22 protein-coding genes are annotated in these 23,747 nt (G+C 69.2%); all 22 read left to right on the top strand.

Features of this window, described 5'->3' with window-relative positions; all coding sequences use genetic code 11:
* The first annotated feature begins 3 nt into the window (after positions 1-3).
* A complete protein-coding gene (locus VGT00_10215) occupies positions 4-957 on the top strand; it encodes an ABC transporter permease (GenBank protein HEV8531778.1) in 954 nt (317 codons plus the stop codon).
* Positions 947-1,858, top strand: a complete 912-nt coding sequence (locus tag VGT00_10210) for an ABC transporter permease (GenBank protein HEV8531777.1) — start codon at positions 947-949, stop codon at positions 1,856-1,858. Before VGT00_10215 ends, VGT00_10210 begins: the two co-directional genes overlap by 11 nt.
* A 25-nt stretch (positions 1,859-1,883) precedes the next feature.
* The gene (locus VGT00_10205; protein HEV8531776.1) at positions 1,884-3,299 is read left to right on the top strand and encodes an amidase; all 1,416 of its coding nucleotides are present in this window, start codon (positions 1,884-1,886) and stop codon (positions 3,297-3,299) included.
* 23 nt (positions 3,300-3,322) lie between these two features.
* Positions 3,323-4,216, top strand: coding sequence for a 3-hydroxyacyl-CoA dehydrogenase family protein (locus tag VGT00_10200; protein HEV8531775.1), 894 nt, complete (start codon positions 3,323-3,325; stop codon positions 4,214-4,216).
* Positions 4,217-4,361: 145 nt separating this feature from the next.
* On the top strand, positions 4,362-4,907 hold the full coding sequence (locus tag VGT00_10195) for a prepilin-type N-terminal cleavage/methylation domain-containing protein (protein ID HEV8531774.1): 546 nt from the start codon (positions 4,362-4,364) through the stop codon (positions 4,905-4,907).
* A gap of 9 nt (positions 4,908-4,916) precedes the next feature.
* Complete coding sequence (locus VGT00_10190; GenBank protein HEV8531773.1) at positions 4,917-5,699, top strand: M48 family metallopeptidase; 783 nt, start codon at positions 4,917-4,919, stop codon at positions 5,697-5,699.
* Positions 5,700-5,910: 211 nt separating this feature from the next.
* Positions 5,911-6,357 (top strand): division/cell wall cluster transcriptional repressor MraZ, encoded by a 447-nt coding sequence (gene mraZ, locus VGT00_10185; protein ID HEV8531772.1) that lies wholly within the window; start codon positions 5,911-5,913, stop codon positions 6,355-6,357.
* Positions 6,358-6,371: 14 nt separating this feature from the next.
* A complete protein-coding gene (rsmH, locus tag VGT00_10180) occupies positions 6,372-7,262 on the top strand; it encodes a 16S rRNA (cytosine(1402)-N(4))-methyltransferase RsmH (protein HEV8531771.1) in 891 nt (296 codons plus the stop codon).
* 101 nt (positions 7,263-7,363) lie between these two features.
* Positions 7,364-7,804 (top strand): cell division protein FtsL, encoded by a 441-nt coding sequence (locus VGT00_10175; protein ID HEV8531770.1) that lies wholly within the window; start codon positions 7,364-7,366, stop codon positions 7,802-7,804.
* Between the two features lie 29 nt (positions 7,805-7,833).
* On the top strand, positions 7,834-9,828 hold the full coding sequence (locus tag VGT00_10170; GenBank protein HEV8531769.1) for a penicillin-binding transpeptidase domain-containing protein: 1,995 nt from the start codon (positions 7,834-7,836) through the stop codon (positions 9,826-9,828).
* Between the two features lie 11 nt (positions 9,829-9,839).
* On the top strand, positions 9,840-11,327 hold the full coding sequence (locus VGT00_10165) for a UDP-N-acetylmuramoyl-L-alanyl-D-glutamate--2,6-diaminopimelate ligase (protein HEV8531768.1): 1,488 nt from the start codon (positions 9,840-9,842) through the stop codon (positions 11,325-11,327).
* A gap of 8 nt (positions 11,328-11,335) precedes the next feature.
* Positions 11,336-12,727, top strand: a complete 1,392-nt coding sequence (gene murF / locus VGT00_10160; protein HEV8531767.1) for a UDP-N-acetylmuramoyl-tripeptide--D-alanyl-D-alanine ligase — start codon at positions 11,336-11,338, stop codon at positions 12,725-12,727.
* On the top strand, positions 12,727-13,806 hold the full coding sequence (gene mraY, locus VGT00_10155) for a phospho-N-acetylmuramoyl-pentapeptide-transferase (GenBank protein ID HEV8531766.1): 1,080 nt from the start codon (positions 12,727-12,729) through the stop codon (positions 13,804-13,806). The genes murF and mraY overlap by 1 nt, the downstream gene beginning before the upstream one ends.
* A gap of 4 nt (positions 13,807-13,810) precedes the next feature.
* On the top strand, positions 13,811-15,235 hold the full coding sequence (gene murD / locus VGT00_10150) for a UDP-N-acetylmuramoyl-L-alanine--D-glutamate ligase (protein ID HEV8531765.1): 1,425 nt from the start codon (positions 13,811-13,813) through the stop codon (positions 15,233-15,235).
* 175 nt (positions 15,236-15,410) lie between these two features.
* On the top strand, positions 15,411-16,511 hold the full coding sequence (ftsW, locus tag VGT00_10145; protein HEV8531764.1) for a putative lipid II flippase FtsW: 1,101 nt from the start codon (positions 15,411-15,413) through the stop codon (positions 16,509-16,511).
* A gap of 3 nt (positions 16,512-16,514) precedes the next feature.
* Positions 16,515-17,915: a UDP-N-acetylmuramate--L-alanine ligase gene (gene murC, locus VGT00_10140; GenBank protein HEV8531763.1), complete on the top strand. Its 1,401-nt coding sequence runs from the start codon at positions 16,515-16,517 to the stop codon at positions 17,913-17,915.
* Positions 17,915-18,796, top strand: coding sequence for a UDP-N-acetylmuramate dehydrogenase (murB, locus tag VGT00_10135; protein ID HEV8531762.1), 882 nt, complete (start codon positions 17,915-17,917; stop codon positions 18,794-18,796). The genes murC and murB overlap by 1 nt, the downstream gene beginning before the upstream one ends.
* A 13-nt stretch (positions 18,797-18,809) precedes the next feature.
* The gene (locus VGT00_10130; protein HEV8531761.1) at positions 18,810-19,679 is read left to right on the top strand and encodes a cell division protein FtsQ/DivIB; all 870 of its coding nucleotides are present in this window, start codon (positions 18,810-18,812) and stop codon (positions 19,677-19,679) included.
* Between the two features lie 7 nt (positions 19,680-19,686).
* A complete protein-coding gene (gene ftsA, locus VGT00_10125; protein HEV8531760.1) occupies positions 19,687-20,931 on the top strand; it encodes a cell division protein FtsA in 1,245 nt (414 codons plus the stop codon).
* 94 nt (positions 20,932-21,025) lie between these two features.
* Complete coding sequence (gene ftsZ / locus VGT00_10120) at positions 21,026-22,186, top strand: cell division protein FtsZ (protein HEV8531759.1); 1,161 nt, start codon at positions 21,026-21,028, stop codon at positions 22,184-22,186.
* 182 nt (positions 22,187-22,368) lie between these two features.
* A complete protein-coding gene (gene mscL / locus VGT00_10115) occupies positions 22,369-22,803 on the top strand; it encodes a large conductance mechanosensitive channel protein MscL (GenBank protein ID HEV8531758.1) in 435 nt (144 codons plus the stop codon).
* 167 nt (positions 22,804-22,970) lie between these two features.
* Positions 22,971-23,732: a peptidoglycan editing factor PgeF gene (gene pgeF, locus VGT00_10110; protein ID HEV8531757.1), complete on the top strand. Its 762-nt coding sequence runs from the start codon at positions 22,971-22,973 to the stop codon at positions 23,730-23,732.
* Positions 23,733-23,747: the final 15 nt, after the last annotated feature.

Genomic DNA, 23,747 nt, shown 5'->3' with positions numbered 1-23,747 from the left:
GACGTGAAGACCTATCTCGCCCAGCGTCTCGGCATCGCGGCGCTGACGCTGTTCGGGATGTCGCTGGTGATCTTCGTCCTCCTGCGTCTGGCCCCGGGGGACATCGTGGACATCCTGTTCTCGACGGGCGGGTACGTCAACCCGTCCGAGCGAGTGGCCATCGAGAAGGAGCTCGGTCTCGACCGGCCGCTCTGGGTACAGTACCTCGACTGGATCCGACGCCTCCTCGTGGGCGATCTGGGCAAGTCGTACCGCTACGATCTTCCGGCCTGGGAGATCATCCGGCCGCTCATCCCGGTCACCGTGGAGCTCGCGGTGCTCTCGCTCATCATCGCCGTGCTCCTGGGCGTGCCCACGGGCGTGATCAGCGCCGTCCGTCAGGACACCGCCCTCGACTACGTCCTCCGCGTCGTCAGCCTGGCCGGGCTCTCCATGCCGTCCTTCTGGTTGGCCATGGTCATCATCCTGGTTCTCGTCGCCTGGATCGGCTGGATCCCCCCCGTGACCTACGTATCCCCGTGGGAGAACTTACCGCTCCACGCCATCCAGTTCCTGCTCCCCGCCCTCGCCGTCGGTTACCGCTCCTCGGCGCTCATGATGCGCATCACCCGCTCCGCTCTCCTCGAAGTCATGCGTGAGGACTACATCCGGACGGCGCGCGCCAAGGGGCAGGCGGAGAAGACGGTGATCTGGAGCCACGCCCTCAAGAACGCGATCCTGCCCGTGGTGACGGTGATCGGCATCGAGTTCGCCTTCCTCATCGGAGGGCTCGTGGTCACGGAGACCGTGTTCAATCTCCCCGGCGTGGCGCGCTTTCTCGTCCAGGCCATCTCGTGGCGCGACTACCCGATCGTGCAGAACCTGGTCATGTTCATCGCCATCGTGGTCATCCTGTCCAACCTCACCGTGGACATGCTGTACGGCGTCCTCGATCCGCGCGTTCGCTATGGCAGCTGAGCCCGCCACCGTCGAGGTCAGACTCTCCACTGCCGCGCGCCAGGGGGCCAGCCGCGAGGGAGTCCTTCCCACCATCCTGCGCTTCTGCCGCAAGAAGCCCCTGGGGGCGGGGGGGGCCGCCATCATGCTGGTGATCGTCCTCATGGCGATCTTCGCCGACGTCATCCAGACCCACGATCCGATCGCCACCGAGGCCGCCGACACGCTGGCCCGCCCGAGCGCGGCGCACTGGATGGGCACCGATCACCTGGGCCGCGACATCTACTCGCGCATCATCCACGGCGCGCGCGTGTCCCTGATGGTCGGGGTGGGTTCCACGATTCTCGCCTCCTTCTTGGGAGGCATCATCGGGCTCCTCTCGGGATATATCGGCGGCAAGACCGACCTCGTCGTCCAGCGCGTCATGGACATCCTGCAGGGCCTGCCCCTCCTCGTGCTCGCTCTCGTCATGTCCGCGGCCCTCGGCCCCTCCATCCAGAACGTGATCGTGGCCATCTCGATCCCCATCATGCCGCGGGCCGCGCGCGTCATCCGCGCGAGCGTGCTCAGCATCCGCGAGTTCCAGTACGTGGAAGCCGCCCGCGCCCTCGGCGTTACCCATCTCCGGATCGCTTTCCGCCACATCCTGCCCAACACCGTCGGCCCTTTCATCGTGCTGGCCACCGCGCAGCTCGGCAGCGCCATTCTCGTCGAGGCGACCCTGTCCTTCCTGGGGCTGGGCGTTCCCGAGCCATACCCGTCGTGGGGTCGCATGCTCTCCGTCTCGGCCGCGGAGTACGCGCAGAAGGCGCCGCACCTCGTGCTCTTCCCGGGAATCGCCATCAGTCTGGCCGTCTTCGGCTCGAATCTCCTCGGCGATGCCCTTCGCGACACGCTCGATCCACGACTGCGGGGCGCCTGAGGTGCCCGGCGGGAAGGAGGCTCCCATGGCTTCGGATGGGCTCTGCTGGATGCCGGCCTCGGAGATGGCCGCGGCCATCCGGCGCCGGAAGGTCTCGCCGGTCGAGGTGATAAAGGCCGTGCTCGCCCGCATCGAGAAGCTGAACCCGACCCTCAACGCCTTCGTCACCATCACGGCCGATCAGGCCATGCGGGCGGCCCGGGCGGCCGAGCGCACGGTCATGAAGAGAGGGGCCAAGCTCGGGCCGCTGCACGGCGTGCCGTTCTCGACCAAGGACCTCGTCATCACCAAGGGCATCCGGACCACCTTCGGGACGCGGCTGTATGCCGACAATGTCCCCACCGAAACCGCGCCCATGGTGGAACGCCTGGTGGAGGCCGGGGCCATACAGCTCGGCAAGACCAACACGCCGACCATGGGCTGGATCGGCGCCACGCACAATCTGCTCTTCGGCGTCACGCGAAATCCGTGGAACCTCGACCGGACGCCCGGCGGCTCGAGCGGTGGGGCCAGCGCGGCGGTGGCGGCGGGCCTGGGGCCGCTGGCCATCGGGACGGACGGGGGCGGCTCCATCCGCATTCCCGCGTCCTTCGCGGGCATCTTCGGCCACAAGGCGTCCTTCGGGCGCATCCCCGCCTATCCGGCGAGCGCGGCGTGGAGCCTCTCGCATATCGGACCCATGACCCGCACGGTGACGGACGCCGCGCTCATGATGAACGTGTGCGCGGGCCCCGATTCGCGCGATCAGTTCTCCCTCCCCGCCGAGCGAGTGGACTACGTGAAAGCCCTCAAGGGATCGCTGAAGGGGCTGCGCATCGCCTGGGTGCCCGATCCCGGCTATGCCAAGCTGGTGGACCCCGAGGTGACGGCGGTGTGCGCGCGCGCGGCCAAGCGCTTTCGCGAGCTCGGCTGCCGCGTGGAGGAAGTCAATCCCAAGTGGCCCTTGCCCAAGCAGCCCTGGAAGGCCATCTTCTGCGGCGGCATCGCCACGCGCCTGGCGCCCTTCTTGCCCGAGCGGCGCGCCGACATCGATGCGGGGCTGGCCGCCCTCATCGACGAGACCCTATCGTGGGGACCGACGACGTACGTGCAGGCCTGGTTTGATCGCATGGCCTGGTGGGATCACCCGAGGCGACTCTTCGAGACGTATGACCTCATGCTCTCGCCCACCGTGGCCTGCCCGCCCTTCAAGGTCGGCCTCGATAACCCCGGCGAGATCGCCGGGCGGCCGGCCGATAGCTACGAGTGGATCCCGTACACGTATCCGTTCAACATGACGGGGCAGCCGGCCTGCTCGATCCCCGCCGGCTTCACCGCCGACAAGCTGCCCGTCGGCCTCCAGATCGTCGGCCGGCGCTTCGACGACGTGACGGTGCTCCGCGCCGCCCACGCTTTCGAAAAGGCCCAGCCCTGGGCCCACCTGACACCCCCCATCGACTGAGCAATGACCACGAAGGAGGCGACATGAAAGCCGATGACGTCAAACGCATTCTCGTAGTGGGGGCGGGGCAGATGGGCGCCCAGATCGCCATGCAGTCCGCGCTCCACGGGTACGAGATCACCCTGAACGACCTCACCATGGAGCTCCTGCAGAAGGGCATGGCCGGGAACCGCAAGCAGCTCGAGCGCCGCGTCCAGAAGGGCCAGATGACCAAGGACAAGATGGAAGAGGCCATCGCCCGCGTTCGCCTCGAGCCCGATCTCGAGAAGGCCGCGCGCGATGCCGACTTTGCCATCGAAGCCATCGTCGAGCGCCTCGAGCCCAAGAAGGAGTGCTTTGCCAAGCTCGACCGCTTCTGCCCGCCCCACACCATTCTCGCCACCAACTCGTCCACCCTCATGAACTCCCAGATCGCGCCGTCGACCAAGCGGCCCGAGAAGTGCGTCAACATGCACTACTTCTATCCGCCTCTCGTCATGAAGCTGGTCGAGGTCGTCAAGGGGCAGTGGACGACGGAGGAGACCCTGGAGATCACCGCCGAGGTCACGCGCCGCAGTGGCCGGGAGCCCGTCACCCTTCGCAAAGAGCTCCCGGGGTTCCTCGTCAACCGCATCCTCCGCGCCCTCGTCCGCGAGGCCTACTACTGTCTCGAGCAGGGCGTGGCGAATCATGCCGACATCGACAAGGCCGTCGAGCTGGGACTGAATCATCCGCTCGGGCCTTTCAAGCTGGGCGACCTCTCCGGTCTCGATATCGGCTACAACGCCCGTCTCGAGACCTTCGAAGTCACGAAGAATCCCAACGACTACCCCCCGGCCGAGCTCGAGAAGCGCGTCAAGCGCGGCGATCTGGGGCGGAAGACGGGGCGCGGCTTCTACGACTACTCGACCGATCCGCCCAAGCCCATCCTCGACTGAGTAGCCCGCGATGGGTCGCGGGCAGCGGGCCGCGCGCCTCCTCGCGCGCGCCCTTCCCGACTCCTGAGCGATACGTGTCACGGCGTGGCGGCGCGACCGATATTGGACATTGACGCCGTCAGGACGCGCGCGCCAGTCTGCCGGCATGGCGCGGCGAACGGCGGGCTACTCCCTGGCCGAGCTCCTCGTGGCCCTCGGGCTCCTGGGCCTCGTGATGGCGGCGACGGCGATGCTGCTGCAATCGGGGCTGGCCGCCTGGGGCTGGGGCGCGGGCCGCGTCGAGGCGCAGCAGTCCGCGCGGGTGGCTCTCGAGCGCATGGCGCGCGAGCTCAAAGAGGCCGGCTATGATCCGACCGGAGCGGGCTTCAAGGTCTTGCTCGTGGCCGAGCCGACCCGGGTCGTCTTCCAGAGGGACCTGAACGGCAATGGCGTGATCGATCCGACGCGCGAGCGGGTCACCTACCTCCTGCGGTCCGGCGAGACCACGCTGCGACGCGACGCCGGCGGGGGCGCTCAGCCCATCGCCGAGGGCGTCCGTCGCCTCGCCCTGTCCTATCTCGACCGTGAGGGCGCCGCCACGACCGATCTCGGGCAGGTGGTGTCGGTGAGGATAGAGCTCGAGACAGGTCGCGCGAGGGCCGAAGCGATCATGGCCACCGTCGTCACCTTGAGGAATGTGCCCGTCTGGTAGAATTCCGGCATGCACGATCCCCGCATCTCTCGAAGGCTCTTCCTCGCGTTGGCGGCGCCGGTCATGGGGGCGGCCTGCGAGACGGTGCCGTATACGGGTCGGTCGCAGCTTCAGCTCATCTCCGCGGAGCAGGAAGTCCAGATGGGCGCCCAGGCCTACACGCAGACCCTCGCCAAGGAGAAGCTGTCGTCCGACCCCGTGGCGACAGAGATGGTCAAGCGGGTGGGATCGCGGATCGCCGCGGTCAGCGGCCGCACCGAGTACCAGTGGGAATACCGGCTCATCCAGAACGACAAGACGGCGAACGCCTTCGCCTTACCGGGCGGCAAGGTGGCGGTGTACACGGGGATGCTGCCCGTCACCCGCGACGAGAACGGACTGGCCGCTGTCCTCGGTCATGAGATTGGCCACGTCGTGGCCCGTCACGGCGGGGAGCGCGTGAGCCAGCAGCTGCTCGTGAACGTCGGTCTCGAGACGACCATGGCAGCCCTGTCCCGCGGCAATCCCGCCACCGTCCAGGCCGTAGGCTCGCTTCTGGGAGCGGGGGCAGCGGTCGGCGTGCTCTTGCCGTGGAGCCGCCAGCAGGAGTCGGAAGCCGATCATCTCGGGCTCATCCTGATGGCGAAGGCAGGGTATGACCCGCGCGCCGCTCGCGAGCTGTGGGTGCGCATGAGTCAGCAGAAGGGCGCCGGCCAGCCGGAATTCCTCTCCACCCACCCGTCGGACCCGACCCGAATTCGCCAGATCGAGGGCTGGCTCCCGGAGGCCCTCCAGTACTACAAGCCCCGCTGATCGCCCCCGTCCTCTACCCAGGGTAGCCGGCATTTCCGGCCGGCCCCACGGGTCGCCCTCGCCGGATGGCTCGGATATACCAGCTAAATAGGAGTTTTTGCTTGACACCCCCCTGCATTCCTCCTAGATTAGCCCGCTAGGTGGGATGAAATCCCATGAAGTGGTTGGCTTGCCAAGGCGAGAGGGGAAATCGTCCTCTCGGGGAGAGGACGTGTTTCGGGGGCATTTCAGGCACACCGTCGACCCGAAGGGTCGGCTCAGCATCCCGGCCAAGTTCCGGGAAGCACTGGCCGACGGCTTCGGAGACAAGCTCGTCATCGTTCCGAATGGGCGAGGCGCGCTCGATGTGTATCCGGAGCGGAACTGGAAGGAGCTCGAGGAGCGTGTCAGTCGGCTGCCGCGCCTGGATTCGTTTCGGCGCACGTTTCAGTACCAGTATCTGTCGAAAGGGCAGGACGTGAGCCTCGATCCGCAGGGCCGGATTCAGATTCCCCTCGACATCCGCGAGAGCGAGAGCTTGACCAAGGACGTGACCATCATCGGCATGCAGGAGAAGTTCGAGATCTGGAACGCCGAGCGGTGGACGCACTTCGAGCGGGACAAGGTCGGGGCGCCCATCGAGGACGTGGAGCAGAAGCTGGCCGACAAGGGCGTGTAGACGTGGAGCGGGAGGTGGCGCACCTCCCGGTGCTTGCCGACGAAGTGAGGTTTCTCTTGCGCCCCCGACGAGGGGGCTGGGTGGTGGACGGGACCATAGGCATGGGCGGACACGCGGAGAGCTTGCTGGAAGTAGGCGGCGAGGGCACACGCCTCCTCGGGCTGGACGCTGATCCCGAGGCCCTCGCCCGCGCTGGCCAGCGGCTCGCCCGCTTCGGGGACAGGGTGACCCTGCGCCACGGGAGCTTCCGTGAGATCGGAGCCCATGCCCGCGAGGCCGGCGTCGGACCCGCCGCCACCATCCTCCTCGACCTGGGCCTTTCCTCTTACCAGCTCGACGCCTCCGGCCGTGGCTTCACCTTCCAGAAGAGCGAGCCGCTCGACATGCGCTTCGATCCGACGCGAGGACGCACGGCCGCCGAGCTGCTCGCCGAGCTGCCCGAGGTCGAGATCGCCCGCCTTCTCTTCGAGTATGGGGGGGAGCGCCACGCCCGGCGCATAGCCCGGCGCATCGTCGAGCGTCGACGCCAGAGCCCGCTCACCGTGACCGGCGACCTCGTGGACGCGGTGAAGCGGGGCGTGCCCCGAGCGGCATGGTCCTCGCGCACCCATGTCGCCACGCGAACCTTCCAGGCTCTGCGCATCGCCGTCAACGAGGAGCCCGAGGCCTTGGCCGAGGTCCTCGCGGCCGCGCCGGCCCTCTTGGCCCTCGGGGGGAGGCTGGGGATCATCTCCTTCCACTCGGGCGAGGATCGGGCGGTCAAGCGCGCCTTCCGAGCGCTCCGGACAGCCGGCTTCGCCGAGCTCGAGCCCTCGCCGGTCGCACCCTCGCGCGACGAGGTGGGAGAGAACCCGAGAGCCCGGAGCGCCAAGCTCCGTGTGCTCGAGCGGCTGGAGGCGGCATGAGCGGCGAGGCGAGGGCTGAAATGTCTCTCGAGCCGAAACGCTGCCGACGAGCCGCAGGCGAGGAGAGCGGTGAGGCGAGGGCTGAGAGGATCCGGCAGCCGATGCCCTTCCAGCTCTCGCTGGGACTTCGGGCCACCGCCGATCAGCAGGTGGCGCGCTTCCACCGGGAAAGTGACCGCCGCCGACTTCGCGCCATGGCCGCCTCCGTGGTGGGCGCGGGCCTCCTCGTCGCCCTCGTGCTGGGCGTGGTCGGCCTCAAGGTCCAGCAGGTGCGGCTGTCCTACCGGCTCGATGCGCTCCGGACGACGCGGACAGAGCTCGAGGAGGCGAACCGGCGCCTGTCCGTGGAGCGGGCGAGTCTCTCCTCGCTGGGCCGTATCGAAGGCGAGGCTCGGACCCGGCTCGGCATGGTCGCGGCCAGCCAGCAGCAGGTGCAGCTCGCCCGCGAGTTCGCGGCCCCGAGCGCCGCGTCCGCCGCCCGGCTCGGCGAGCGCACCGCGCAGGCGCCCCCGGCCGCGGGTGTCCAGGAACGGGTTCGCTGACACATGCGAGGCGAGGCCATCCCTCCACCATGACGGAGTTCCGGACCACGGCCCTGAGGAGCCGGACGCTGATCTTTGCCGCGTTGGTCGCCTGTGCCTTCCTCGGGATCCTGGGCCGGCTCGCCTATCTTCAGGTCTTCAAGCACGACGAATACTCGCGGCTGGCCGAAGCCCAGCGCGCCAAGACCGTTCCCCTCCGTCCCAAGCGCGGCCCGATCGTCGATCGCACGGGCCTCGTGCTGGCCGAATCCTCGGTCGCGGAGTCGCTCTTCGGCTTGCCGGCGCGCATGAGCGACACGGCCCGCGTCGCCGCGGCGCTGGCGCCCATCCTGGCAGAGCCCGCGACCGACATCGCCCGGCGTCTCGATCCCGACAAGCGGTTCGTGTGGGTCAAGCGCAAGCTGCCCCCTCGGACCGCCCAGGCGGTCCAGGATCTCCACGAGCCCACGCTCGGTTTCATGCAGGAAAGCCTGCGTCTCTACCCGAACCGCGAGCTCGCCGCCCATGTCGTCGGCTTCGAGGGCCTCGATGGGAAAGGTCTCTCCGGCATCGAGCAGGCCTGGGACGTCCATCTCGCCGGCGCCGAGGGCAAAGCGCTGGTCGAGCGAGACGCCCTCGGGCGTGACGTCACCGGCGCCCCGATCGTCCTCAAGCCCTCCGTTCCCGGCCAGGGCGTGGCCCTCACCATCGACGCCACCCTGCAGTACATCGCCGAGAAGGAAGTGGAGGCGGCGTGGCGTCGCACCCGGGCGAAGGGCGCCATGGCCGTGATGATGGACCCGCGCACGGGCGAGGTCCTCGCCATCGCCATCCGGCCCACGTTCAATCCGAACGCCTTCGGCGCGGCCACGGACGAGGAGCGCCGCAATCGCGCCATCACCGATCCCTTCGAGCCGGGCTCCACGTTCAAGGTGATCATGGCCGCGGGCGCGCTCGAGGAAGGCGTGGTCCGGCCCACCGACCGCTTCTACGGCGAGAACGGCAAGATCAAGATCGCCACCGCGGTGATCGGCGACTGGAAGCCTTTCGGCTGGCTCACCTTCAGCGAGGTGCTGCAGAACTCCTCCAATGTCGGCTCCATCAAGGCGGGCCTCCAGCTGGGGCAGGAGCGCTACTACAAGTACATCACCGGCTTCGGCTTCGGCCAGCCCGTGGGACTCGGTCTGCCCGGGGAGAGCCGCGGTCAGCTTCGCCCGCCCCCGCAGTGGTCGGCCCTGTCGCTGGCTACCATGTCCATAGGCCAGGAGATCTCGGTGACGGCCGTGCAGATGGTCACGGCCTTCGCGGCCATCGCCAATGGCGGACGGCTCATGCAGCCGCAGATCGTGCGTGCGCTCCTGGACGCCCATGGACGCGAGGTCCGCGCCTTCGAGCCCAAGGCCGTCCGCCAGGTCATCTCCCCCGACACGGCGCGCGAGCTCACGACCATCCTCACGGCCGCGGTCCGTGAGGGCACCGGACACAATGCCGCCATCCCCGGCTACGATGTCGCCGGCAAGACCGGCACCGCCCAGAAGATGGACCCGAACACCCGCCGCTACTCGCACGCTCCGGGCATCCTCTCCTTCGTGGGCTTCGCCCCCGCGGATGATCCGCGCATCGCCATGATCGTTTTGCTCGACGAGCCCAAGAACGAGAAGTGGGGCAGTGAGGCGGCCGCGCCCATCTTCTCGGCCATCGGCCGCGAGGCGCTGCGACACCTGAACGTGCCGCCGCGAGGCACCATGCCCGTGCACCTCCTGCGCGTGGAGGCGGAGTCGCCGTCGCCTGCCGCGGCGGGCCTGCCCGTGAGACGCGTGGGCCTCGACGCCGCTCCCGACGCTCCGGGCGCCATGCCGGCGCTCGAGGGCCGCTCGCTTCGCCAGGCCATGGCCGCGCTGGCCTCCTTCGACGTGACGCTCGAGGTCAGCGGTCGCGGGGCCGTGGTCGCTCAGTGGCCGGAGCCCGGCACCCCTCTCGTACCCGGCACGCTCTGCCGGCTCGTCCTGGCCGGCCTTCCCGAGCGGCCGGCCGCGAGGCCATGAGGGCCGCCCAAGTGCCCATCACGGCTCTCCTCGACGCGCTGCCGGAGAAGCAAGTGCGGGGCGCGCTGCCCCCCACGGTCTCCGGCGTAGCCTACGACTCGCGAAAAGTCGTGCCCGGGGACATCTTCGTCGCCATCCCCGGACTCAAGCAGGATGGCCGGCGCTTCGTGGAAAATGCGCTGGCCCGCGGCGCGGTCGCCGTGGTTCTCGAGGGCGCCGACGTGCTCGAAGGCAAGCCGACGGGGCGTGTCCTCGTCCCGTCCTCCCGGGCGGCCCTCGCGCGCCTGGCTGACGCCTACTTCGGCCATCCCTCGGGCTCGCTGATCGTCGTCGGCATCACGGGCACGAATGGCAAGACCACGACGTCGTTCATGGTCGATGCCCTGCTGCGAGCGCGCGGGCTCGAGACCGGTCTCATCGGCACCGTCGAGTACCGGATCGGAGCCGAGCGCGTGGCCGCCGGCCAGACGACCCCCGAAGCCGTCGAGCTTCAGTCCCTCATGCGTCGGATGCTCGACGTCGGGGTCGCCGCCCTCGCCATGGAAGTGTCGTCCCACGCCCTGGCCCTCTCGCGCATCGACGGCACCGAGTTCGACGTGGCGGTCTTCACGAACCTCACCCAGGATCACCTGGACTTTCACGTCACCATGGAGGCCTACCGGCACGCGAAGCGCCGGCTCTTCGAGCTGGTGGCCGCGGGCAGCAAGCGGGATCGCGCCGCCGTCGTCAACGCCGACGACCCCGCCGGGCTCTCCATGGTCGCCGACCTGCCGCTGCGCACCGTGACCTATGCCATCCGCGGGCGCGCCGACGTGCGCCCGGCGCGCTGGACCTCCGGCGCCGAGGGCATCCGCATGAGCGTGCGGACGCCCGTGGGCCACGTGGAGATCACCTCACCGTTGGTCGGCGAGCACAACGTGATGAACCTGCTCGCGGCCACGGGGGTCGGGGTGGCTCTCGGCGTGGCCCCGGCCAGCATCGCCACGGCGCTCGCCTCGGTGACCTCGGTGCCCGGACGCTTCGAGCGGGTGGAGGCGGGACAGGCATTCTTGCTGGTGGTCGACTACGCGCACACGCCTGACGCGCTCGAGCGGACGCTCGAGACCGCGCGAAAGCTGGTCGCGCCCGGGGGACGGCTGGGCGCGGTGTTCGGCTGCGGCGGTGATCGCGACCGAGGCAAGCGGCCGCTCATGGGGGGGATCGCCGCGCGTCTCTGTGACCGCGTGTGGATCACCTCCGATAATCCGCGCACCGAGCGGCCGGAAGCCATCATCGCCGAGATCGCCGCTGGCATACCGGGCGGCCTGGTCGTGGACCGGCATGAGACAATTCCCGACAGGAAGGCCGCAATCCGCAGCGCCCTCGCCTGGGCCAGGGCTGGCGACGTGGTCGTCATCGCCGGCAAGGGCCACGAGACATATCAGATCGTCGGCACCGAGGTCCTCCCCTTCGACGACCGTGCCATCGCCCGGGCCGTGCTCCGGGAGATCGGGAAATAGGACAGCGCATGCCGGCATTCAGCGTGGAAGACATCGTCCGGGGCACCGGGGGCGCGCTCCTCGGTGGGGATCTCGGCATCGCCGTGGGCGGCGTGTCGATAGACAGCCGCGGCCTCGGCATCGGCGAGGCCTTCTTCGCCATCCGGGGCGAGCGCCTCGACGGCCACGCGTTTGTGCGGGATGCCGTTGGCAAAGGCGCGTCCTGCCTCGTGGTCGACACGGTGTCCGACGACTTGCCGCCGGGCGTGCCCGTGGTCCTCGTGGACGATACGACGCGGGCGCTGGGACGTCTGGGCGCCTGGCACCGGGCGCGCTTCTCGCTCCCCGTGGCCGCGGTGACCGGCTCCAACGGCAAGACGACGACCAAAGAGATGATGGCGGCCGTGCTGGCGACGCTGGGCCCGGTGCTCAAGCCCGAGTCGAGCTTCAACAATCAGTGGGGCCTGCCCCTCACGCTCCTCAAGCTCACCGCGGAGCACAAGGCGGCGGCCCTCGAGATCGGCACGAATCACCCCGGAGAGATCGCGGGCCTGGCCCAGATCGCCCGGCCGACCATCGCCGCCGTCACCACCGTATCGAGCGCGCACACGGAGTTCCTGGGCTCGCTCGATGACGTCCAGCTCGAGAAGAGCGCGCTCATCCGGGCCTTGCCCGCGGAGGGGGCCGCCGTGCTGAACGCCGACGATCCGCGCGTGCTCGCCATGTCCGCGCTCACCCGGGCTCGGGTGTGGACGGTGAGCGCCCGGGGCCCCGCCGACGTTCGTGCGGTAAGGCCGGTCAGCGAGTCGCCCGAGGGCGTCGCCTTCGAGCTCGAGACGGTGGAGGGACGGCATCCGGTTCGCCTACGCTTCTCCGGGCGCCACAATGTCACGAATGCCCTGGCCGCGGCCGGAGTGGGCGTCGCCCTCGGGCTTCCTCTCGAGAAGATCGCCGCCGGACTCGAGGCGGCGCGGCCGGTCAAGGGACGCTGTGTGTGGCGCCGCGCGGGGACGCTGCGCATTCTCGACGATACCTACAATGCCAATCCCGTGTCCGTCCGGGCCGCCCTGGAGACGCTCCACGCTTCGGCGGGCGGCCGCCGCCGCGTGGTGGTGCTGGGCGACATGCTCGAGCTTGGACCCATCGCCGCCGTCGAGCACCGGGAGATGGGCCGGGCCGTGGCGGCCTCCGGCGCCGCCGAGTTCATCGGGCTCGGACCCTGGAGCGGGACGGCGGTCGAGGCGGCGCGCGAGGCGGGGCTCGGCGAGAGCCATCACGCGGGGACCTTCGAGGACACCGTCGCGCTGCTCCTCAAGCGCCTGGCCCCGGGGGATGCCGTGCTGATCAAGGGCTCGCGCGGCATGCGCATGGAGCGCGTCGTGGATAGCCTCATGGCCCGCTTCGGAGGGGAGGATGGCTGATGCTGTACGACCTCCTCGTGCCGCTGGCCAAGGACAGCATCGTCTTCAACGTCTTCCGCTACATCACGTTCCGTACGGCCATGGCCACGGTGACGGCGATCGTGATCTCCTTCGTCCTCGGCCCCTGGCTGATCAGGCGGCTGCGGGCCCTCCAGCACGGCGGCGAGACCATCCGCGAGGACACGCCGGAGCGGCATCGCAGCAAGGCGGGCACGCCGACCATGGGCGGGCTCGTGATCCTGGCCGCGCTCCTGATCTCGACCCTCTTGTGGACCAATCTCCACAACCGGTACGTCTGGGTGCTCATCCTGGCCACGGCGGGCTTCGCGGTGATCGGCCTCCTCGACGACTGGAGAAAGCTCCGGACCAAGAAAGGCATCTCGGCCAAGCAGAAGTTCGGTGCTCAGATCGTCCTGGTCACGGCGCTCATGGGATGGCTGTATCTCTGGCCCCCCGACGGCTTCACCACGGGACTCGCCATTCCCTTCTTCAAAGGATGGCTCCTGACCCTGGGCTGGCTCTGGATTCCCTTCGCCCTCCTCGTGATCGTGGGATCGTCCAATGCCGTCAACCTCACGGACGGTCTGGATGGGCTGGCCGTGGGTCCCATCGTCATGGCGGGCGGGGCCTTCGCCGTCATCTGCTATCTCACGGGCAATTTCCGGGCGGCCGAGTATCTCAAGATCCTGAACGTCAAGGGCACGGGCGAGCTGACCATCTTCTGTGGCGCGCTGGTGGGGGCGGCCGTGGGCTTTCTCTGGTTCAACAGCTACCCGGCCCAGGTCTTCATGGGCGACGTCGGGTCTCTGGCCCTCGGGGGCGCCATCGGGACCCTCGCCGTCCTGACCAAGGCGGAGCTGCTTCTCCCGCTCATCGGCGGGCTCTACGTGGTCGAAGCCGCCTCCGTCATCATCCAGGTCGTCTATTTCAAGCTCACGGGCAAGCGCTTCTTTCGCATGGCCCCGCTCCATCATCACTACGAGATGCAGGGATGGCCCGAGCCCAAGATCATCGTGCGGTTCTGGATCGTCTCGTTCATGCTGGCGCTTCTCGCCCTGACGACGCTCAAGCTGAGGTAGGCCGGTGATCGCGCTCACGGCCGATGCGACGGACGAGGATCACATGACGGGCGAGCGGGGCCAGGGCTACCGGCAGTGGCTGGCCGAGAGCATCGTGGCCGTGGTGGGGCTGGCGCGGAGCGGGGTGGCCGCCGCGCGTCTGATCCGGCGCCTCGGCGGCCGTGTCCTCGCCTCGGACGCAGGTCCTCGGGAGTCGCTGTCCCGCGAGGCCCAGGAGCTCGAGCCGCTCGGCTGCCGCCTCTGGGTGGGCGGTCATCCGGAGGCCGCGTTCGACGGCGCCCGGCTGGTCGTGGTCAGTCCGGGCGTGCCCCTCGAGCTGCCCGTGCTCGAGGCCGCGCGCGGCCGGGGCGTACCCGTCATCAGCGAGCTCGAGCTCGGCTGGCGCGTCATGGAAGCCGATCTCATCGCCATCACCGGCACCAATGGCAAGACCACCACCACGACCCTCACCGGCGAGCTCGTGGGCGGGACGGTGAGACCCGTCCTCGTGGGCGGCAACATCGGCACGCCCCTGTCCGCCCGCGCGCTCGAGTTCCCGGCCGACGGCCTCATCGTCGCCGAAGCGTCGAGCTTCCAGCTCGAAGCCATCGAGCACCTACGGCCGCGCGTGGCCGTCGTGCTCAACGTCACCCCGGATCACCTCGACCGGCACGGGACCGTCGAGCGCTACCTCGAGGCCAAGGCGAGGATCTTCGCCAACCAGACGCCGGCGGACTGTGCCGTGCTCAATGCCGACGATCCGGTCACGGCATCCCTCGCCCCCCGCACCCGCGCGGCCGTCCTCTGGTTCAGCCGGCAGCGGGCGCTCGACCACGGCGTCTTCGTCCGGAGGGACGCCATCGTGGCCAAGCTGAACGGCCACGTCGAGGAGATCTGCCCCCTCGCCGACATCCCGCTCCGCGGGCAGCACAATGTCGAGAACGTGCTGGCCGCCACCGCATGCGCCCTCTGGACGGGCTTGAGCCCCGAGAGCATCCGGCGCGGTATCGCGGCCTTCCGCGCGGTGGTGCACCGGATCGAGCGCGTCCTCGATGAGCGCGGGGTGAGCTACTACAACGACTCCAAGGGCACCAATGTCGCCTCGACCATCAAGGCGCTCGAGAGCTTCTCCGAGCCGGTCATCCTCATCGCGGGCGGCAAGGGCAAGGGGCAAGACTTCGCCCCTCTGGCCGAGGCCGCCCGCGGCCGCGTGAAGCGCGCGGTGCTCATCGGCGTGGATCGCGGCCAGATGCGCGCGGTGCTCGAGCCGGCCGGCGTGCCGTGCCAGGATGCGGGCTCCATGCAGGAGGCGGTGGCGGCCGCGCGGGAGGCCGCCCGCATCGGCGACGTCGTGCTCCTCTCTCCGGCCTGCGCCTCCTTCGACATGTTCGACAACTACGAGCATCGCGGCGAAGTGTTCAAGAACGTCGTCCGGGAGCTCGCCGGATGACCGCCATGGACCTGCTTGCGATGCCCACGAACCGGTGGGGGGGTCTGGGGCTGCCATGTGAGGCGCAGCCCGCGGGAGGAGCCGCAGCCGCAGGCGAGGCGACCAGCAAGACAGCGAGCCGAGCCAACCCCCAAGAAAACCGGCGCTCGCTCCCCCCCAGCTCCGGACGAACCTAATGCCGCGGCGACTCACGCCCGATCTCTGGCTCTTCGGCATCGTCCTCGCGCTGGTCTCGATCGGCGTGGTGATGGTCTATTCGGCCTCGGCCATCATGGCCGCCGACCGCTTCCACGATCCGGGGCACTTCTTGAAAAAGCAGGGCGTGTGGGCAGGCCTGGGGATGATCGCGCTCTTCGCGGGGCTCCGCTTCGACTACCGGAGGCTCGAGCGCGTGGTGGCCCCGCTTCTCGTGCTGTCCTTCGTGCTGCTCGTGCTGGTGCTCATTCCGCCATTCGGCCAGGAGATCAATGGCACCCGGCGGTGGCTACGCCTCGGGCCCGTGTCCTTCCAGCCCGTGGAGCTCGCCAAGCTCTCGCTCCTGCTCTACCTGGCTTCCTTCATCGCGCGCCGGGGCGAGACGATGGCGAGCTTCGGGCGGGGCCTGCTCCCCCCGCTCATCATGGCGGGGGTCATGGCCGGACTGACCATGATGCAGCCCGACATGGGCAATGCCGTCGTGCTGATGGTGTTGACGCTGGCCCTGGCCTATCTCGGCGGCGCGCGGCCATGGCACATGGGTCTGGTCGCCGGCGCAGCCCTTCCCCTGGTCGCCATCGCCGTCGCCATGAAGCCGTATCGCCTCCGGCGCATGGCCGCCTTCATGAACCCATGGAACGATCCGCAGAACGCCGGCTTCCAGATCATCCAGTCCTTCCTTGCCCTGGGCTCGGGCGGCTGGTTCGGGCGCGGCCTGGGCGAGTCCAAGCAGAAGCTCTTTTACCTGCCGGAGTCGCACACGGATTTCATCTTCGCCATCATCGGCGAGGAGCTGGGGGCGGGGGGGGCCCTCGTCGTGGTCGGGCTCTTCGCGCTCCTCGTCTGGCGGGGCCTGCGCATCGGCCTCCGCGCGCCCGAGCCGTTCGGCGCCTATCTCGCCCTCGGGCTCACGGTCATGCTCGCCACCCAGACGCTCGGGAACCTGGGGGTGGTGACGGGCCTCTTGCCGACCAAGGGGCTCCCGCTGCCCTTCATCTCCTTCGGGGGCTCGGCCCTGACCATGACGCTCTTCTCGACGGGCATCCTGCTGAACATCTCTCAGCACACGGGGACGGCCTGACCCATGTACAAGAAGTACCAGCAGATTCATTTCGTGGGCATCGGCGGCGTCGGCATGAGCGGGATCGCCGAGGTCCTGCTGAACCTCGGCTATCGCGTCACCGGCTCCGATCTGAAGCGCGGCGAGATCGTGGAGCGGCTCGAGCGACACGGGGCGAAGATCTTCGTCAGCCACGAGCCCAGCCATGTCGAGGGCGCCCACGTGGTCGTCTACTCCTCGGCGGTGGCGCGCGACAACGTCGAGGTCCAGGTGGCGAGGCAGCGCGGCGTGCCCGTCATCCCGCGGGCCGAGATGCTCGCGGAGCTGATGCGGCTCAAGTACGCCATCGCCATCGCGGGTACCCATGGCAAGACCACCACCACCTCCATGGTGGCGGCGGTGCTCGGCGCGGCGGGGCTCGACCCCACCGTGGTCGTGGGCGGTCGTATCCACGGGCTCGGCACCAATGCCCGCCTCGGGCGCGGCGAGTTTCTGGTCGCCGAGGCCGACGAGTCGGACGGCTCTTTCCTCAAGCTCACGCCGACCATCGCCGTGGTGACCACGGTGGACGCCGAGCATCTTGACCACTACGCCGATCTGGAGGCGATCCGGACGGCTTTCCTGGCCTTCGTCAACAAGGTGCCGTTCTACGGTTCGGCCGTGCTCTGCCTCGACCAGCCCAATATCCAGCAGATGATCCCCCAGATCGAGAAGCGTGTGATCACCTACGGGCTCGAGTCGGGGGCCGATCTCACGGCCCGGCGCCTCTCGTTCTCGGGCGTGCAGTCCCAGTTCGAGGTCCTGCAGCGCGGCCGCACCCTGGGGCCGATCTCCATCCAGGTGCCGGGCCGCCACAACGTGCTCAACGCCCTCGCCGCCGTCGGCGTCGGCCTCGATCTCGAGGTGCCCTTCGAGCGCATCCAGCAGGCCCTGAGCGCCTTCGCGGGCGTTCAGCGCCGCTTCCAGATCCGCGGCGATGCCGCGGGCGTCCTCGTGGTGGATGACTACGGGCATCACCCCGCCGAGATTCGCGCCACCCTGGCCGCCGCCAAGGCCGGGTTCGACCGGCGCGTCATCACGGTATTCCAGCCTCACCGGTACTCACGGACCCAAGCCCTGCGGCAGGAGTTCCTCACCGCGTTCTACCAGTCCGACGTGCTGATCGTGATGGACATCTACGCGGCGGGCGAGGCGCCGATTCCCGGCGTCCATGCGCGCGACCTCGCCGACGGCATCGCCGCCCATGGACACCGCGAGGTGCTCTACATGGATGGGGACCGCGCCGGCATCGTCAACTATCTCTCCGAATCCACGCGTCCCGGCGATCTCGTGCTCACCCTCGGCGCTGGCGATGTGGGCCAGCTCGGGGCGGAGCTGCTCGCGCGCCTGGGCGACATGCCTGACCCGTCCAACAGGAGGAGCTAATGCTCGGAGAGATTCGGGGCGAGGTGCGGTTCAAGGAACCCCTCAGCTTCCATACCTCCTTGCGCATCGGGGGGCCCGCGGACATCTTCATCGTCCCCCAGGACGTCGAGGACATCCGGCTGGCCCTGGGCTTCGCCGAGCGCGAGCAGCTGCCCGTCGAGATCGTGGGCGGCGGCAATAACCTCCTGGTCCGCGACCGCGGCATCCGTGGCGTGGTGCTCAAGCTCGAGGGTTGCCTCGGGCGCGCCGACTTCAATGGCGAGGAGGCCGTGGCGGGCGCCGGGGTGGGTCTCTCCGCCTTGATCCGGGAGGCGGCCGCCCTGAACCTCGGCGGGATCGAGTGCCTGGTGGGCATTCCCGCCACCATCGGGGGCGCCGTGGCCATGAACGCGGGCACGCCCGATGGCTGGATCGGCGACTTCATCTCCGCCGTGTACTTCCTGCATCCGGACGGCACCCTCGGCGAGTTCAAGCCCAACAACGGCAGCTTCGGCCACCGCGCCTTCTCCGCGCCTCCCGGAGCCGTGCTGGTGGGGGCGCGGCTGCAGCTCCACCGTCGCCCCCAGGCCGACATCCAGAAGGACATGCGGCAGCGCCTCAAGGTGAAGAAGGCGACCCAGCCCTTGGCCCTCGCCTCCGCGGGATGCGTGTGGAAGAACCCGCAGAGCGAGGTGGCGGCCCGCCTGATCGAAAAGGTCGGCTTGAAGGGCAAGCGGTTCAACGGCGCCGAGATTTCGGCCAAGCACGCCAACTTCATCGTCAACCGGGGTGGGGCCATGGCGGGGGACATCCTGGCCCTGATGGAGATGACCCGCGAGCGCGTGCAGGCGCACTTCGGCCTCACCCTCGAGCCGGAGATCCGGATCATGGGGGACAAGTGAGATCGAGAGAGGCATGAGAGGCCGTCGCGCCGTCCTCTCGCCCCGCGGGGGGACCCTGCGCCTCGGCGACCTCGCGGAGCCACTCGCCGCCATGACCGGCCAGCGGCTCGACCGCAAGCGAAAGCGCCAGCGCGCCCTCCGATGCGCGCGTCGCGTCGGGGCGTGGTGCGGCGCCAGCCTCTTGGGGGCGCTCCTCGTGGTGGCGGCGGCATGGGAGTCGCGATGGCTGCTGGGCGCGGCCCCGTTCGCGGTGGAGCGCGTGGAGGTGATCGGGGAGGAGCATCTCTCCGCCGACGCCATCGTGAAGGCCTCGGGTATCGCGCGGGGCCAGAATCTGTGGACGCTCGACGCGCGCCGGGCCGTGGCGGGCATCGAGGCCCTGCCGCTCGTGCGCCACGTCGAGCTGATCCGCGCCTTTCCCAACCGCGTCACCCTCCTCGTCGAAGAGCGGCGCCCGTTCACGCTCGTCCAGGCCGCGGGCAAGCTCGTGTGGGTCGACGAGCACGGCGTGGCGGTGTCGGCGGGGGCGCGCCCGGTGGTGGTGGCGGCGCCCGTGATTTCCGGTCTGAGCCCCGCCGACCTCGCGCCGATCGGCCGGGTGCCCTCTGACCGCATGGCCACCGGACTGTCGCTCATACGTACGCTCATGCGCGCGCAGAGCTCGCTCTTGAGCGAGATCTCCGAGGTCGACGTCAGCCGGCCCGAGGGGCCCGTGCTCTACATGGTGGACGGCGTCGAGGTCAGGCTCGGCCGGGACGACTGGGAAGGCCGGCTCGGGCGCCTCCAGCGGGTGGCCGCGCAGCTGCGCGCGACCAACCAGGCCGTCGCGTCCATCGACCTGCGCTTCCGCGATCAGGTCGTGCTGAGAACGGCGGCGAGGTAGGGAGCCCATGGCGAGATCGAGAGGACGGCAGCTCATCGCGGGGCTCGACGTGGGAACGACCAAGATCTGCTGCGTCATCGCGGAGTGGTCGTCCATCGGAACCCTCGACATCGTCGGGGTGGGGACGAGCCCCTCCCGGGGCCTGCGCAAGGGCGTGGTCGTCAATATCGACTCGACCGTGGAGAGCATCAAGCAGGCGGTGGGTGACGCGGAGGAGATGGCGGGAGTCGAGATCGCGAGCGTCATCGCGGGCGTGGCGGGCGGGCATATCCGCGGCATCAACAGCCGCGGGGTGGTCGCCGTCTCGGGCAAGCACCGAGAGGTCAGCCAAGCCGACGTCGAGCGGGCCCTGGATGCCGCCCGCGCCATCAACCTGCCCCAGGACCGCGAGATCATCCACGTGCTGCCGCAGACCTATCTCGTCGATGATCAGGACGGCGTCAAGGAGCCCCTCGGCATGTCGGGCGTCCGCCTGGAGGTGGAGGTCCACCTCGTCACCGGGGCCACCTCCTCCGTGAGAAACGTGGTCCGGAGCGTCAACCGCGCGGGGCTGCAGGTCCAGGACATCGTGCTGGAGCCGCTCGCCTCCGCGGAGGCCGTGCTCTCCGAGGAAGAGAAGGAGCTGGGCATCCTCCTCATCGATCTGGGCGGCGGCACCACCGACGCGGCCCTCTTCCGCGATGGCGCCGTGTGGTACACGGGCATCCTGCCCCTGGGCGGCGATCACATCTCCAACGATGTCGCGGTCGGCCTGCGCACGCCCACCGCGGAAGCCGAGGAGCTCAAGAAGCGCCATGGGTGCGCCCTCACCGCTCTCGTCCGCGAGGACGAGGTGATCAGCGTGCCCTCCGTGGGCGGGCGCAAGGCGCGGGAGCTGTCCCGCCAGATCTGCTCGGAGATCATCCAACCGCGCGTCGAGGAGATCTTCACGCTGGTGGCGCGGGAGCTCGCCAAGGCCGGCCTCGAGGACGCGGCGGCGGCGGGCGTCGTCGTCACCGGCGGCACCGCCATCATGCAGGGAGTGCCCGAGCTGGCCGAGCAGATCTTCGACCTGCCCGTGCGGCGCGGGCTGCCCACGGGCATCGGCGGGCTCCACGATGTGGTCCAGAGCCCCATCCACTCTACGGGGGTGGGGCTCGCTCTCTACGGCGCTCGCGGGCGGCGCGCCGGCGGAGCCGCCGAGGAGGCAGGCGCGACCTCAGGGTCGGGCATGAGACGACGGCTGAGGGACTGGTTCGGTGAACTCTTCTAGCAAGGGGCCCAGGCCCCCGGGGCAGGGGGAGCTCTTCCTCCAGCTGCCGCGGGGCCGACCACAGTACTCACGCAGGTCGGTCAAGGAGGAGCCGATGGAGCATCCACGGGCAGGGCGGCCGGTATTCGAGCTCGAGGAGGCGAGGGACAACGCCAAGATCAAAGTCATCGGACTTGGCGGCGGCGGATCCAACGCCATCAACCGCATGATGGAGGCCCGCTTCACCGGCGTCGAGTTCATCGTGGCGAATACGGACTCGCAGGCCCTCCGCGCCTCGCCCGCTCCCATCAAGCTCCAGCTCGGGGCGCGACTGACCCAGGGGCTGGGCGCCGGTAGCGATCCCGAGATCGGCAAGAATGCCGCTCTGGAAGACCGCGAGCAGATCAAGAAGCTCCTCGAGGGCGCCGACATGGTCTTCGTGACGGCGGGCCTCGGGGGCGGCACGGGCACGGGCTCGGCGCCCATCGTGGCCGCGACGGCCAAGGAGCTGGGCATCCTCACCGTCGCCGTCGTCACCAAGCCTTTCGCCTTCGAGGGCCGGCGCCGCGCGCAGCAGGCGGAGGCGGGCTTGACCGAGCTGCGCGGCGTGGTGGACACGCTCATCACGATTCCCAACCAGCGGCTCCTCGCCGTGGTGGATCGCGGCACCCCGCTCGTCGAAGCCTTCAGGATCGCCGACACAGTGCTGCTCCAGGCCGTGCAGGGCATCTCGGATCTCATCCTCGTGCCCGGGCTCATCAACCTCGACTTCGCCGACGTCCGCACGATCATGGCGGGCATGGGCATGGCCCTCATGGGCACGGGCGTGGGCAAGGGCGAGCACCGGGCGGTCGAAGCCGCGCAGAAGGCCGTGGCGAGCCCGCTCCTCGATGAGACCTCGATAGACGGCGCGCGCGGCATCCTCATGAACTTCACGGGCGGCCCCGACCTCTCCCTGCACGAGGTGGAGGAGGCGGCGCGGATCGTCCAGGAGGCGGGACACGAAGAGGCCCACATCATCTTCGGTGCCGTCATCGACCCGAGCCTCCAGGACGAGGTGCGGATCACGGTGATCGCCACCGGCTTCATCGAGCGGAAGGAGTCCAACCAGCCCGCCGGGAAGGTCGTGGACATGGCCCGCGCTCCCCGAAGCGGCGCCGCCGCCCCGGCCAATCACTGGCGGCGGCGGGTGCCGGCCGATGCCCGCGCCGATGCCGACATGCCGACCGAAGAGGACCTGGATGTTCCGGCTTTTTTGAGGAGGCAGGCCGACTAGCGCAAACCATTCACGAGGGCGCGTACCGCATCCGGGCCTCCCCCTCACCCTGCCCTCTCCCCCTTCGGGGGCAGGGATAAAAATGAATCCCTCTCCCTCGGAGAGGGAGAGGGCAGGGTGAGGGTGGCGTTGTCTCGCGAATGATCCAGGCCAGCCCGTTGCCCGCGCGAGAGGAGGGCCACATGCTGAGAGAGTTCAAAGAGTTCATCATGCGGGGCAATGTGGTGGAGCTCGCCATCGCCGTGGTGATAGGCACGGCCTTCGGCAAGATCGTCGCGTCCTTCGTGGGCGATATTCTCATGCCGCCCATCGGTCTGCTCCTGGGCCAGGCCGATGTGTCCAGCCTCTTTATCAGTCTGACGAGCACGAAGTATCCGACGGTGGCCGCGGCCAAGGCAGCGGGCGCCCCCACGCTCAACTATGGCGCCTTCCTGCAGTCCATCGTGGACTTCGTCATCGTCGCCTTCGCCGTCTTCCTTTTCATCAGGCAGGTCACCCGGCTCTTCCCACCCGCTCCCGCTCCCGTGACGACACGACCGTGTCCGCTCTGCCTCATGCCGATCCCTGTCAAGGCGACGCGGTGCGGTCACTGCACCGCCCAGGTCGCAGGCGGCTGAAAAAGGCCCATCTGCTTCGTTGGCGAGGGCGGCGGCACCCGCTCAACGTACAGAGAGTACGCCTCGGGGTGCCGCCGCCCTCGCCGCCTCGCATCTGGACCTTTTTGAGCCGCCTGCAGGTCTCTGGCTGCGCGAAGGGTGCGGGGCTCCGTGAGAGAATGGGGGTCATGACCGCTCCCGATTTTCGCGGCGATCCGCCAAGTCACTACCTCTGCTCGCTGCTCGAGGAGGCCGGACTGCCGCATCTCTTCACGACGCGCCACTTTCCCGGTATCAGCGCTTTCAGGGAGCCCGGCCCGCCGCTTGGCGCCGGAGCCCAGGTCCTCCTCGAGGCCAATGCGCTGGCCGTGCAGCCGTCCGCCTTCCTCAAGCAGATGCACGGAGCGAGCGTGGCGCACGTGAGCGATGGAGGCCATGCCGGGCAGGCCGACGCACTGATGACCGACAAGCCCGGGCTGCCCATCGCGGTGTTTTCCGCCGACTGCGTGCCTGTGCTTCTCTATGATCCCGAGGGGCGCCGGGTGGCCGCCGTGCATGCCGGCTGGCGCGGCACGGTACAGGGCGTCGCGCGGGCCGCGGTGGACGCGCTCAGGAGCGCCGGCGGCGAGCCCGAGCATTTCCTCGCGGCCATCGGACCCTCCATCGGGCCCTGCTGTTACGAGGTGGACAAGCCCGTGGTGGCCCGCCTGGACGCTGCCTTTCCCGGGCGCTGGGGATCATGGGTGAGGAGCAAGGGAGGCGGCAAGTGGATGCTCGACCTCTGGGCGGCCAATGAAGAGCAGCTCCGAAACGCGGGAATGCGTGGTGACCGCATCGCCAATCCGCGCCTGTGCACCGGCTGCCGGGACGATCTCTTCTACTCGTATCGCCGAGGGGACAAGGGGCGACTAGTATCCATCGCCGCCCTTCCGCTGACGGCCACGCCGTAGCCTTTCGCGGAGGGA

Source organism: Candidatus Methylomirabilota bacterium, assembly GCA_036002485.1.
Classification (GTDB): domain Bacteria; phylum Methylomirabilota; class Methylomirabilia; order Rokubacteriales; family CSP1-6; genus AR37.
This window is presented reverse-complemented; position numbering and strand designations above follow the sequence as displayed.